The sequence below is a fragment of the Pseudomonas sp. P7548 genome (assembly GCF_013386585.1).
In the GTDB taxonomy this organism is placed as follows: Bacteria; Pseudomonadota; Gammaproteobacteria; order Pseudomonadales; family Pseudomonadaceae; genus Aquipseudomonas.
This window is the reverse complement of the sequence record NZ_JACARO010000017.1, coordinates 76,405-89,322: the sequence shown is the minus strand read 5'-3', so window position 1 is coordinate 89,322 and position 12,918 is coordinate 76,405. Positions and strand designations below refer to the sequence as shown.

The following is a 12,918-nucleotide window of genomic DNA, read 5'->3' as shown; positions in this document are numbered from 1 at the left end:
GGTCTCTCCCTGTTTTGATGGGGAGAGTCTGGGCAGCCTGTGTGGGCGATTTATGTGGGCAATGTGGAGACTGTGTGGAGATGCAGCACCACTTGCACGCCGCCGTCGACATTACCGATCTGCAACGCGCCGCCGTGCAGCTTCATCACTTCCTCGACAAAGTTGAGGCCAAGCCCCGTGCTTTTGCGCCCGCTGGCCGGGCGTGGCAACGAGTAGAAGCGCTCGCTCAGGCGTGGCAAGGCGTAGTCGGGGATCGCGGCCGCCTGGTTGAACAGGCTGACTTGCACGTCGTGGTGCCGGACTTGGGCGCTGAACGTCAAGGTGCCGCCCTGTGGCGTGAAATCCAGCGCATTGTCCAGCAGATTGCCCAGGGCCTGGCGAAGCAGGAAGGGTTCGCCATACACCTTCACATCCGCGCTGATCACCTGCTCGACCTGCAAGCCGGCGCCTTCGATCCGCGCACATTGGGCCTTGAGCACGTCGTCGACCATGGCGGCCAGCGGGATACTCGCCTGCTCCTCAAGGCCCTGGCGCTGCTCCACCTGCGCCAGGTTCAACAGCCGCTCGATCAACTGCTGCAGGCGCGCACTTTCGCTGTCGATATTGCCGACAAACCGCTGCTGCTGCTCGCGACTCATATCGCCCTGCAACAGCTCCGCCGCCCCTCGAATGGCCGCCAGCGGGCTTTTCAATTCATGGGTCAGGGTGTGCACGTAATGCTCGACGTAGGCCTTGCCCTCCAGCTGCGTGCGCATGTGCTCAACGGCGGTGGACAGTTGCTTCAACTCGCCGCCCCGGTAATGCGGCAACTCGGCGCGCCGGCCTTCGCTGACGGCCTCTGCGTAAGCCGTGAGCCGGCGCAGCGCCACGCTCAGCCACCACGACAGCACTGCACCCAGCAACAGACCGAGGACCACCAACCCGGCGCCGTACCACAACAGGCGACGTTCCGTGCGATCAACATAGGGCTGCAACGAGCTGTTGGGCTTGGCCACGGTGACCACGCCGATGATCTGCCCGTTGTCGCGGATCGGCGCGCCCACGTGCATCACCGACGACGCCGGGTCATCCAGTTCGCTGCGGGTGGAGCGGGCGCCGTACTCGCCGCGCAGGGTCAGGTACACGTCGTTCCACTTGGAATAGTCCTGGCCCACCGCCTCGCCCGTGGAGTCGAGCAACACGGTGCCCTGGGCGTCGGTCACGTAGATGCGATGGTTGACCTGATTCTTCGGCAAGCCCCAGATGGTCGCGCCCGGCTGGCGGTTGCCGTAGGCCTTGAGCAGTTCGGGCCAGTGACTCTGGCCGAGGGTGCCGTTCTTCACGTCATCGCGCAGGATCTCGGCCAGCAGGTTGGCGGTGTCCACCAGGGTTTCTTCGGTGGACTGGCGCACGCCCGGGCGGATCTCCTTCATCACCGTGCTGAGCACAAAGTAGCCGGTGAGGCCGATAAACAGCGCGTACACCAGGAAGATCCGCAGCCCCAGGCGCATCAGCTGTTGCTCGGGCTGTAGCTGTAACCGAGGCCGCGATGGGTCTGGATCGGCTCGGCATCGGCCGCCACGGTCCGCAGTTTGCTGCGCAGGCTCTTGATATGGCTGTCGATATTGCGCTCATAACCCGCATCCGCCGCCACGCCCACCGCATCGAGCAATTGCTCGCGGCTGAACACCCGCTCGGGTTGCTCCAGCAGGCTCTGCAACAGACGGAACTCATGGCGCGTCAGGCTCAACGGCTGGCCGCGATAGGCGATCTGCATGCGCTCCAGATCCACCTGAAACACCGTGGGCGCAGTGCCCGGGCCGATGCGCTTGAGGATCGCCCTGACCCGCGCCGTCACCTCACGAGGGCTGAACGGCTTGACCACATAATCGTCGGCGCCGATCTCCAGCCCCACCACCCGGTCGATCTCACCATCCCGCGCGCTGAGGAACATCACCGGCACTTCACTGAATCGGCGCAGTTGCTTGCAGGTTTCAAAGCCCGTGATGTCCGGCAGCCCAATGTCGAGGATGATCAGGTCGGCCGGCGTCTGGCGCTGATGGGCCAGCGCTTCCTGGCCGAGGCTCAGCCAGGTGGTGGTGAAACCCTCGCCTTGCAGGGCGAATATCAGCGTGTCGGCGATGGCCGCTTCGTCTTCGACAATCAGGATATGCGCCATGGTGGTCCGTCAGCAGTCCGGTTTGTCAGCAGTGTAACGACGTGCCGGGTTTACCGCTGCGCCGAATTCACGCAGGGCCTTGGCACCGATCAGCAGCGGGTAGTTGAAGCTGCTGCGGTCGGTGAGGTTGACCTCGACGGTGCGCTTGACGTTGCCCAGGCACATTTCCAGGTCGATCACCGGGCGCTTGGCCACAGTGGCCTCGTCCTTGTCGTCGTCTTCATCGGCGCGGCTCTTGATCTTGCTGATGCGCGACACCTTGTGTTCGTAGACCTTGTCACTCGCATCCTTGCCGCCGAGGCGGAAGCGCACCCAGTCGTCACCGTCACGCTGGAAGGTTTCGATGTTGCGCGCAGAGAGCGAGGCGGTCAGGGCGCCGGTGTCCATCTTGGCCTTGAAGGTCTGGCCGATCTCCGGCAATTGGATGTATTCGTAGCGACCGTAGAGGGTCGGTTCGGCGGCCATGACGGGCAAGGCAACCAGGGCAAAGGCGGCAAGGAGCAGTTTCACGAAGTGATTTCCTCGGAAAGAAGTAGGCGGATTCTAGACCGCAAAAGCGCCGGTTAGTTAGCTCGCTGGCAGCATACCCGGCACATTGTGAAACATTCGCCGGGCGATTTGCGATTTGGCCTCTAGACTCACCTCTCTTATGATGGCCCGCCCACCGGACTCCAAGAGTTGCTTATGCGCCGCCTGCTCACCGGCTGTTTCGTTACCCTGCTGCTATTGCTCAACACCCTGGTCCTGTTCGGCCCGTTGATGGTGTTTGCCCTGCTCAAGCTGGTTGCCCCCGGCCGCTTGCGCGACTACATGTCCTGGGCGGTGATGTGGATCGCCGAGACCTGGGCCGAAATCGACAAGCTGATCTTCTCGCTGTGCATCCCCACCCAATGGGACATTCGCGGCGGCGACGACCTGCGCGGTGACACCTCCTACCTGGTGATCAGCAACCACCAATCCTGGGTGGACATCCCGGCGCTGATCCAGACCCTCAACCGACGCACGCCCTTCTTCAAATTCTTCCTGAAAAAAGAGCTGATCTGGGTGCCCTTCCTGGGCCTGGCATGGTGGGCGCTGGACTACCCCTTCATGAAGCGATACACCAAAGCCTTCCTGGCCAAGCACCCGGAACTGGCGGGGCAGGACCTGAAAATCACCAAAGAAGCCTGCGAGCTGTTCAAGCGCCAGCCGGTGACGGTGGTCAATTACCTGGAAGGTACGCGATTCAGCGAAGCCAAGCGCAAACAGCAGGACTCACCGTTTGCCCGGTTGCTCAAGCCCAAAGCGGGCGGCGTGGCATTTGTACTGGCGGCGATGGGCGAACAGCTGGACGCGATCCTTGACGTCACCGTGGTGTATCCACAGGAGAAGATCCCGGGTTTCTGGGACTTGATCAGTGGCGCCGTGCCGAAGGTGATCATTGATATCCGCACTCGCGAACTGGACCCGGCGTTGTGGCAGGGGGATTACGAGAATGATCCGGCGTTTCGCCAGACCGTCCAGAACTGGGTGAACCAGCTCTGGATGGAAAAGGACGCGCGCATCGAACAACTGCGCGCGCAAGGGCGTTAACCGCCAGTGCCCCAAGCCTGCGCCAGCTTGCCCAGCACCGACTCGCTGGCACCCTGGCCGCCCAGGTATTGCAGGATCACCGGGGCAAACTGGCCGATCATCCCACTGTCCATGCCCAGCGCGCTGAACGCGGTGTTCAGGTCGCTGGTGTTCTTCACATTACCCAGCAGGCCATCCAGGCCGCTGGTCTTGCTGCCGCCGCTCTGGCCGAGCATCCCGCTCAAGGCACCGAGGCTGCCCAGGGAATTGCTCCCCGAGAGTTGATCCAGGCCCGGCACGCTTTTGCCCAGTTGTGAATAATCGGTGCTGCTCAGTTGGTTCTTGGCCAGGCCCAGCATGGCGCCGGTGCCGCCTACCGCTTGCTCTGGCGTGACGTTCAATTGCGAGGTCAGGGCGCTGAGCAGACCGGCGGTCTGTGAGCTGGGCGCCGCTGCCGCCGCCTTGTTGTTGCCCTGGGCGCCGGAGACGGCATTGGCCACGTCACCGAGGCTGAAACCTGCGGCAAACACCGGGCCAGCGGCCACGCTCAGCAGGCAGGACAGGGCAAAACCGCGTGAAATCTTCATCAAGACAACCTCTGAAAGTAGGAGCTAAAAAGCAGGCGTTTGACTGACAGTTCCAAAGGAATGTTCCCACTCCGAGATGAGTTCAGAAAAAGCTGCATCCGGATTACGTGCTCGCGCGTATATCAGGCATGCACCGCCCGGAGTCGGATGGAATGAATGCAAGCGCTGAACTACCCTCTGCCTACCGTGCGCAGTCCCGTCGCTCTCGTTCGAGTGCTTGGAGAAGCCCTATTTCCATCAACGATGCTGATCCGCTGCGGCCCTTGCTGGCCCAATGTGCCCTAGGCAACCGCCAGGCGTTCGAAACCCTTTACCGCAGTGTCTCACCGCGCCTGCACGGCGTGGCCTTGCGTTTCATGGGGCGCCCTGACCTGGCCGAAGAAGTGCTGCAGGAAGCCTTTGTGCGCATCTGGTACAACGCCTCGCGCTACGAAGCCCACCTGGCCGCGCCGATGACCTGGATGGTCAACATCACCCGCAACCTGGCTATCGACCAGCTGCGCAAACGCCGTGAACAACCCCTGGCCGACGGCCAACAGGACGCCCTGCTCGACGATAGCCCCAGCGCCCACGACCGCCTCGACAGCGAGCGCGAGGCCCACGCCCTCAACCGCTGCCTCGACACCCTGGACGGCATGCAACGCCAGTCGATCACCGTGGCTTACTTCCAGGGCCTGTCGTGCTCCGAGTTGGCCGACCACCTGGCCGCGCCCCTGGGTTCGGTCAAATCCTGGATCCGTCGCGGCATGGAGCGCCTGCGCAGGTGCCTTGAATCATGAACTACCAGACCACCGCCCTGCGCCGCGCCCTCGCCGCCGACTACGCCATCGGGTTGATGCCCGCCACGGCACGCCGGCGTTTTGATGCCCTGCTGCTGGAGGATGCCGCGCTGCGCGTCGAGCTTGGCCATTGGCAGGACGCGCTTGCCAGCCTGACCGGCGCGTTGCCCGAACGGCCGGTGCCGGAACATGTGTGGGCAGGCATCAAGGCGCGCATCGAACCGCAGGTGCTGCAGATGCCGGCGAAGAAGCCGTTCTGGATGAGTGTTCGCGTACTGGTCGCCGCCTGTGCGGTGGGGATGACGCTGTTGGTGGGCGTGCTGTACCAACGCGACATCGGCCCCGAGTACAGCGCCACACTGGCCAGTGCCAACCAGCAACCGGCGCTGCAGATCCAGGCGTTTGGCGATCACTTACAAGTGGAGGCGCTGTCACTGGCCGCCGTGGAACCCACGCGCGTCTTGGAACTGTGGGCTATCCCGGCTGGCGGTAAGCCGGTGTCCCTGGGCCTAGTGCCTGTTGCCGGCAAAGGTCGAATTCAGTTGAGCAAGGAGCAGCAGGCATTGCTCGCCGCCCCGCTAACCCTCGCCGTCAGCCTGGAACCAAAAGGTGGCTCGCCAACCGGCCAACCAACCGGCCCCGTGCTGTACCAGGGCGCGCTGGCGACTCGCTGACACCACTAAACCTCTGTGGGAGCGGGCTTGCTCGCGAATGCGGTGGATCAGTCATGTAAGTGTCGACTGACACAGCGCCTTCGCGAGCAAGCCCGCTCCCACATTGGATCTTCTCCGGCTGGGCGACTTGCTCCCGGCGTAGAATGGCGCTTGCAGGCGTAAACAGCAGAAACAAACAGGGCGACGGCGTGTCGCTCTTTCCCCTCCCGGAAGTAGCCGATTCCCCGGAACCCTAGCGCCGTTACAGCCCACCCAGGGCAGCCTATATCTGGCAACCCTACTCAGGAGCTGTAACCCACATGATCGGATTGATCCCCAACTTCTTTGCTGTATTCAGTGCCATCAGCAGCCAGCAACCGCGCAATCAGGTCATCGACTTGGGCCAATGCCCTGCCATCCGCGACATTCAATCAAAACCTTACACGGACCCCGACCTGCCCCCTCCATATGGCGAGGGTTATCAATACTCCGCCACGGCCAACGGCAAGACGTGGACCGGGCAAACCGCCGCAACAGAGGACGACTACCTGAGCCCGGAGTACCAACTTAAGGCCGAAGAAATCAATGAGCGCAACGGCAAAGTTCATTGTGACTATGGCGGCAAGCGCTTGATTAAAAACGGTGAGGTGGCTAATCCCTATCTGCGACTCTCAACCCTCAAGTAACCCATAAAAAATGGCGACCTCCAGGGTCGCCATTTTTTCAGCCTTGCACGTTACGCCGCACTGAACAGCTTGTGCGGATCGATCACAAACTTCTTCGGCACACCCGCATCGAACTCGCCATAACCGCGCGGCGCGTCATCCAGGCTGATCACCTGCACGCCCACGATCTCGGCGATGTTGATACGGTCCCACATGATCGCCTGCATCAACTGACGGTTGTACTTCATCACCGGAGTTTGCCCAGTGTGGAAGCTGTGGGACTTGGCCCAACCGAGGCCAAAGCGAATGCTCAGGCTGCCCATTTTCGCGGCGGCATCCACGGCACCCGGGTCTTCGGTCACGTACAGGCCAGGAATACCGATCTTGCCTGCCACGCGCACCACGCCCATCAGCGAGTTCAGCACAGTGGCCGGCGCTTCGGCCTTCACGCCTTCATGGCCATGGCCACGGGCTTCGAAGCCCACGGCGTCGACGGCGCAATCCACTTCCGGCTCGCCCAGCAGGGCGGCGATCTGTTCGTGCAGCGGGGTGTCCTTGGACAGGTCGGCAATTTCAAACCCTTGCGCCTTGGCGTGGGCCAGGCGGATCGGGTTGACGTCACCGATGATCACTACCGCCGCGCCCAGCAGGCGGGCCGAAGCGGCAGCGGCCAGGCCAACCGGGCCGGCACCGGCGATGTACACGGTGCTGCCAGGGCCAACGCCAGCAGTTACAGCGCCGTGGTAGCCAGTCGGCAGGATGTCGGAGAGGCAGGTCAGGTCGCGGATTTTTTCCATGGCCTTGTCGCGGTCCGGCAGTTTGAGCAGGTTGAAGTCAGCGTACGGCACCAGCACGTACTCGGCTTGGCCACCGGTCCAATCGCCCATGTCAACGTAGCCGTAGGCCCCCCCGGCACGGGCAGGGTTAACGGTCAGGCACACGCCGGTGTGTTGTTCCTTGCAGGAGCGGCAGCGGCCGCAGGCCACGTTGAACGGCACGGACACCAGGTCGCCGATTTTCAGGTTCTCGACGTCGCTGCCCTTCTCGATCACTTCGCCGGTGATCTCGTGACCGAGCACCAGGCCGGTCTGGGCGGTGGTACGGCCGCGCACCATGTGTTGGTCGGAGCCGCAGATGTTGGTGGAGACCACGCGCAGGATGACGCCGTGCTCGATCTTCCTGCCACGGGGGTCCTGCATTTTGGGATAGTCGATTTTCTGTACTTCGACCTTGCCGTTGCCGAGATACACGACACCACGATTACCAGACATGCTTTCACCTCGCTGTTGTTTTTATGGAACCGCGTTGCCCAGGCAGGCAGCGCGTTTAAGTGCTCGGGTACAGATGCTGTTTTTGCTTTGTTAGTGAAGGCCTCTTCGCGAGCAAGCCTGCTCCCACATTCGACGGGGTTCCAAACTTGGAATGCGGTCGAATGTGGGAGCGGGCTTGCTCGCGAAGGCGCCCATCAGAGCACCACTGTTCTATTGGCGTTGAGAAACACCCGCCGCTCAATGTGATACCCAACCGCCCGGGCCAACGTCAGCCCTTCGATATCGCGCCCCTTGGCGATCAAGTCCTCGGGATAGTGGCTGTGATCCACCACCTCCACGCCCTGGGCGATGATCGGGCCTTCATCCAGGTCGTTGTTGATGTAATGCGCCGTGGCGCCCACCAGTTTCACCCCTTTGTTGTAAGCCTGGTGGTAGGGCTTGGCGCCCTTGAACCCCGGCAGCAACGAGTGGTGAATGTTGATGGCCTTGCCATCGAGCTTGCGGCACAGCTCCGGCGACAGCACTTGCATGTAGCGCGCAAGGATCACCAGCTCGGCGCCGGTGTCTTCCACCACCTGCCACACCTGACGCTCCTGGGACGGCTTGTCGTTGGGGTCGAGGGGGAAATGGTAGTAGGGAATCTGGTGCCAGTCGGCCAACGGCTTCAAATCGGGGTGGTTGGACACCACCGCGACCACGTCCATCGACAGTTGGCCGATGCGTTGGCGGTACAGCAGGTCGTTCAGGCAGTGATCGGCCTTGGAGACCATGATCACCACTTTTGGCCGATAGTTCGGCGCCGTCAGCTCGAAGATCATGCCAAAGGCTTCACCGCGCGTGGCCAGGCCATCGCGGAAGGCCTGCTCGTCAAACCCGTCGGGCTGGCGGAATTCCACGCGGATGAAGAACCGACCCGAAAGGCGGTCATCGAACGAGTGGTGCTCGGTGACGTAGCAGCCCTGCTCGAACAGGTAGCGGGTGACCGCATCCACCGTGCCGAGCACGCTGGGGCAGTCGGCGGTCAAAATCCATGTGTCGGGTGCGCGGCTCATTGCGGGTAACTCCTCAAGCAACTCCAGGCAACACACGCCCCGTAGGAGCCCGGCTTGCGGGCGATGGCGTCGGTGAGATCGCCATCGCCGGCAAGCCGGGCGCCTACGGGGTGAGCGTCATGTCAGGCTTCTACGCTCAGGCCGAACTCGGCCGACGCATCCTGCAGCCACAGCCACCAGTAGTCCGAGAAGCTGCGACGGATCAGCAGCTCCCAGGTGTCTTCGGCCGTGTGGCGGATCACCAATTGCGACTTGGCGAACACCGTGCCCACCGCCTTGCCCACCGGGAAGTTGTTGGGGTGCACGTCGTAGCTGGTGGACTTCATCAACACATCACGCACGTTCGGGCCGCGCAGTTCGAGGATCTGCTGGCCGCCGCTGACGTTGACGACCTGGATATGCAAATCACCCAGGGCGGCACGCAGGTTTTGCTCGGCGGCGAATTCTTCGCCGCTTGGCACAACGAGTAGCCACTCATCCGGGCCAAGCCATTGCAGGCTGGTTTCACCCTTGACGATGACTTGCAAGGCGCCTGGCAATTCGATGCCCAAGGCCTTGTGTACGCCGGCTGCGAAGGCGGCGTCATGGCCGTCGCCACGAATCGTCAGGTGGCCCAGGAGTTTCTTTTCACGCACGGTCACGCCGGCGTTCTTGCGGCCCTTGCCGACCAGGCTGGCGAGGTCGGCATGGTGCAGCGACGACTCGGCCTTGGCGCCGGAGGTGGGGCGTTGTTGGTAAACATTGGCTGCTGTCATAGAGCACCTGTTCTGAATGCTGTGGTGTCTGTTCGGCCCTCATCGCGAGCAAGCCCGGCTCCCACAGGGGAATGCATTCCAAATGTGGGAGCTGGCTTGCCTGCGATGCAGGCGACTCGGTCTGTCAGATGTTCTGGCGATCGCCTTTCGGGTCGAAGAACACCGAGGAAACAATCTCCGCCTCGATCACGCTGCCATCCGCCTGCGGTGAGAACACCCGCTCGCCCATGCGCTTCAAGCCGCCCTTCACCACCGCCATCGCGAACGAATAGCCGAGGGAGTTGTGGGCATAGCTTGAGGTGACGTGACCGACCATCTTCATCGGGATCGTCTGCTTCGGATCGAACACCAGTTGGGCGCCTTCCGGCAGCCACACTTTTGGATCGACCGGCTTCAAGCCCACCAGTTGCTTACGCTCTTCGCGCACGCAGTCTTCACGGTTCATGCCGCGCCAGCCGATCCACGAGAACGGTTTGGTACGCCCCACGCACCAGCCCATGTTCAGGTCGTCCGGGGTCATCGAGCCGTCAGTGTCCTGGCCGACGATGATGAAGCCCTTCTCGGCCCGCAGCACGTGCATGGTTTCAGTGCCGTACGGGGTCAGGTTGTACTTCTTGCCCGCCTCGACGATTTTTTCCAACACGCCCATGGCGTAGTCGGCCTGCACGTTGACTTCGTACGACAGCTCACCGGTAAACGAGATCCGGAACACCCGAGCCGGTACGCCGCCGACCAAGCCTTCCTTCCAGGTCATGAACGGGAAGCCGTCCTTGTCCAGGTCGATGTCGGTCACTTCGCTCAACAGCTTGCGGCTGTTAGGCCCGGACAGGGTCATGGTCGCCCAGTGGTCAGTGACCGACGTGAAGTACACCTTCAGGTCTGGCCATTCGGTCTGCTGGTAGATTTCCAGCCACTGCAACACGCGCGCCGCGCCGCCGGTGGTGGTGGTCATCAGGAAGTGGTTGTCGGCGAGACAGGCGGTGACGCCGTCGTCGAAGACCATGCCGTCTTCCTTGCACATCAGACCGTAGCGCGCCTTGCCCACGTCAAGCTTGGTCCAGGCGTTGGAGTAAATGCGGTTGAGGAACTCACGCGCATCCGGGCCCTGGATATCGATTTTGCCGAGGGTGGACGCATCCAGCAGGCCGACGCTGTCGCGCACGGCCAGGCATTCGCGTTTCACCGCCGCATGCAGGTCTTCACCGTTGCGCGGGAAATACCAAGGGCGTTTCCACTGGCCGACGTCTTCAAACTCGGCGCCGTTCTTCACGTGCCAGGCTTGCAGTGCGGTGTAGCGTACCGGCTCGAAGATGTGCCCACAGTGACGGCCTGCTACCGCACCGAAAGTCACCGGCGTGTAGTTCGGGCGGAACATGGTGGTGCCCATCTGCGGGATGGTCACGTTCAGGGAGCGGGCGGCAATGGCCAGGCCGTTGACGTTGCCCAGCTTGCCCTGGTCGGTGCCGAAGCCCAGCGCGGTGTAGCGTTTGACGTGCTCGACCGACTCGAAACCCTCGCGGGTCGCCAGTTCGATGGCGGCGGCGGTCACGTCGTTTTGCAGGTCGACAAATTGCTTCGGCGCCCGTGCAGTCGGTTTGTCATGCGGCACCTGGTACACGGCCAGGGTCGGTTCTTCCAGACGGCTCAAAGCCTTTGGCAGGGTGCCTTCCACCGGCGCAAAACCGGCTTCGCTGGCCGCGCGCACGCCGCCTTCAAAACCGTCCGCCAGGGAATCACCGAGGCCGTAGACGCCGTTGATGCCACCCACGCACACGCGCTTCTGCGGGGCTTCGCCCGGTACAAAACCGAGGATGTCTTCACGCCAGGTCGGCTTGCCGCCCAGGTGCGAAGCCAAGTGAACCACCGGGCTGTAACCGCCGGAGCTGGCCACCAGGTCGCACTCCAGCCACTCGCCGGGGCTGGTGACTTTGTGTGCTTTCACATCAATCGCGGCCACACGGGCGGCGGTGACGTGCTTGCTGCCACGGGCCTCGATCACGGCGCTGCCGGTGAGGATACGAATGCCTTTGGCGCGGGCTTCTTCCACCAGGGCGCCGCGTGGGTTGTGGCGCACATCGGCGACAGCCACCACGTGCAGGCCGGCATCCAACCAATCCAACGCAACACGGTAGGCGTGGTCGTTGTTGGTCGACAGCACCAGTTTCTTGCCCGGTGCCACGCCGTAACGGCGCACGTAGGTAGAGACCGCACCGGCCAGCATGTTGCCCGGCACATCGTTGTTGCCGTACACCAGCGGACGCTCGCACGCGCCGGTGGCCAGCACCACACGCTTGGCCCGTACACGGTGGATGCGCTGGCGCACCACACCAATCGGCGCACGGTCACCGAGGTGATCGGTGAGACGTTCGTGAATGGTCAGGAAGTTATGGTCGTGGTAGCCGTTGACAGTGGCGCGGGGCAGCAGCACCACGTCAGGCAGGGCTTTCAATTCAGCAATCACGCTGGCGACCCATTCGGCGGCCGGCTTGCCGTCGAGGCTTTCGCGGGAATCGAGCAGCGAGCCGCCGAACTCTTCCTGCTCATCGGCGAGGATCACGCGGGCACCGCTGCGCGCCGCTGCCAGTGCAGCAGCCAGGCCTGCAGGGCCGGCGCCGACGACCAGCACGTCGCAGTGACGGTTCATGTTGTCGTAGGTGTCCGGGTCGTTCTCGGTCGGCGAACGGCCCAGGCCAGCCGCCTTACGAATGTACTTCTCGTACGTCATCCAGAACGATTGCGGGTACATGAAGGTTTTGTAGTAGAAACCCGGCGGCATCAGCTTGCCGCCGACCTTGCCGAGAATGCCCATCACGTCATTATTGACGTTCGGCCAGCCGTTGGTGCTGGTGGCAACCAGGCCTTGGTACAGCGCCTGTTGCGTGGCGCGCACGTTAGGAATCTGAGTGGCTTCGGTGGCGCCGATCTGCAGCACCGCGTTCGGCTCTTCGGCGCCGGCTGCAAAGATGCCGCGAGGGCGCGAGTACTTGAAGCTGCGGCCGATGATGTCGACGCCGTTGGCCAGCAGGGCGGCGGCCAGGGTGTCGCCTTCAAAGCCTTTGTAGGTCTGGCCGTTGAAGCTGAAGGTCAGGACTTTATTACGGTCGATCCGGCCACCGTTGGACAGGCGATTGGTCTGGCTCATACCTTCTCTCCAGAGGCCTTGGCGGTGAATTGTGGCTTCTCACCGATCTTGTAGGTTTCAAGAATTTCGTAGGTCAGGGTGTCACGCGTGGCGTTGAAGTACTGGCGGCAACCGACAGCGTGAATCCACAGCTCGTGGTGCAGGCCACGGGGGTTATCGCGGAAGAACATGTAGTCGCCCCACTCTTCATCGGTGCAGGCATTCGGGTCCAGCGGGCGCGGGATGTGCGCTTGGCCGGACGCGTGGAATTCCTCTTCGGAGCGCAGTTCGCCACAGTGAGGACAGAAGATATGCAACATAGGGAA

The 12,918-nt window shown here is 62.6% G+C and carries 13 protein-coding genes; 4 read left to right on the top strand and 9 right to left on the bottom strand.

Annotation, left to right across the window (positions count from 1 at the left end):
* Positions 1-50: 50 nt before the first annotated feature.
* From creC to HX803_RS09695, 3 genes are read right to left on the bottom strand one after another with little or no spacing between them, the layout of a single operon-like run.
* Positions 51-1,490, bottom strand: a complete 1,440-nt coding sequence (gene creC, locus HX803_RS09705; protein ID WP_178920199.1) for a two-component system sensor histidine kinase CreC — start codon at positions 1,488-1,490, stop codon at positions 51-53.
* The gene (gene creB, locus HX803_RS09700; RefSeq protein WP_178920198.1) at positions 1,490-2,158 is read right to left on the bottom strand and encodes a two-component system response regulator CreB; all 669 of its coding nucleotides are present in this window, start codon (positions 2,156-2,158) and stop codon (positions 1,490-1,492) included. The genes creC and creB overlap by 1 nt, the downstream gene beginning before the upstream one ends.
* Before the next feature lie 9 nt (positions 2,159-2,167).
* Positions 2,168-2,668 (bottom strand): ATP-dependent zinc protease, encoded by a 501-nt coding sequence (locus HX803_RS09695; protein ID WP_176996664.1) that lies wholly within the window; start codon positions 2,666-2,668, stop codon positions 2,168-2,170.
* Positions 2,669-2,842: 174 nt separating this feature from the next.
* On the opposite strand from HX803_RS09695, the gene HX803_RS09690 reads away from it, so the two are divergent.
* Positions 2,843-3,730, top strand: coding sequence for an acyltransferase (locus HX803_RS09690; protein WP_178920197.1), 888 nt, complete (start codon positions 2,843-2,845; stop codon positions 3,728-3,730).
* On the opposite strand, the gene HX803_RS09685 is transcribed toward HX803_RS09690, so the two are convergent.
* Positions 3,727-4,296: a DUF2780 domain-containing protein gene (locus HX803_RS09685; protein ID WP_178920196.1), complete on the bottom strand. Its 570-nt coding sequence runs from the start codon at positions 4,294-4,296 to the stop codon at positions 3,727-3,729. The genes HX803_RS09690 and HX803_RS09685 overlap by 4 nt on opposite strands.
* Before the next feature lie 152 nt (positions 4,297-4,448).
* Between HX803_RS09685 and HX803_RS09680 the strand changes: the two genes are divergently transcribed.
* The 3 genes from HX803_RS09680 to HX803_RS09670 all read left to right on the top strand — a co-directional run bounded on the left by HX803_RS09680 (position 4,449) and on the right by HX803_RS09670 (position 6,414).
* Entirely contained in the window at positions 4,449-5,075 is a 627-nt protein-coding gene (locus HX803_RS09680; RefSeq protein WP_178920195.1) for an RNA polymerase sigma factor, read from the top strand.
* Positions 5,072-5,749, top strand: a complete 678-nt coding sequence (locus tag HX803_RS09675; RefSeq protein ID WP_178920194.1) for an anti-sigma factor domain-containing protein — start codon at positions 5,072-5,074, stop codon at positions 5,747-5,749. Before HX803_RS09680 ends, HX803_RS09675 begins: the two co-directional genes overlap by 4 nt.
* Before the next feature lie 299 nt (positions 5,750-6,048).
* Positions 6,049-6,414, top strand: coding sequence for a hypothetical protein (locus HX803_RS09670; protein WP_178920193.1), 366 nt, complete (start codon positions 6,049-6,051; stop codon positions 6,412-6,414).
* A 50-nt stretch (positions 6,415-6,464) separates the two neighbouring features.
* Here the strand turns inward: HX803_RS09670 and fdhA are convergent, their stop codons facing one another.
* From fdhA to HX803_RS09645, 5 genes are all read right to left on the bottom strand, one after another.
* Positions 6,465-7,664 carry a formaldehyde dehydrogenase, glutathione-independent gene (fdhA, locus tag HX803_RS09665; RefSeq protein WP_178920192.1) on the bottom strand — a complete coding sequence of 400 codons (1,200 nt, stop codon included), beginning with the start codon at positions 7,662-7,664 and terminating at the stop codon, positions 6,465-6,467.
* Positions 7,665-7,858: 194 nt separating this feature from the next.
* Positions 7,859-8,716 carry a formyltetrahydrofolate deformylase gene (purU, locus tag HX803_RS09660; RefSeq protein WP_005792124.1) on the bottom strand — a complete coding sequence of 286 codons (858 nt, stop codon included), beginning with the start codon at positions 8,714-8,716 and terminating at the stop codon, positions 7,859-7,861.
* 122 nt (positions 8,717-8,838) lie between these two features.
* A complete protein-coding gene (locus HX803_RS09655; protein WP_176996669.1) occupies positions 8,839-9,471 on the bottom strand; it encodes a sarcosine oxidase subunit gamma in 633 nt (210 codons plus the stop codon).
* Positions 9,472-9,595: 124 nt separating this feature from the next.
* Complete coding sequence (locus tag HX803_RS09650) at positions 9,596-12,613, bottom strand: sarcosine oxidase subunit alpha (RefSeq protein WP_178920191.1); 3,018 nt, start codon at positions 12,611-12,613, stop codon at positions 9,596-9,598.
* Positions 12,610-12,912, bottom strand: coding sequence for a sarcosine oxidase subunit delta (locus tag HX803_RS09645; protein WP_178920190.1), 303 nt, complete (start codon positions 12,910-12,912; stop codon positions 12,610-12,612). Before HX803_RS09645 ends, HX803_RS09650 begins: the two co-directional genes overlap by 4 nt.
* Positions 12,913-12,918 lie beyond the last annotated feature (6 nt).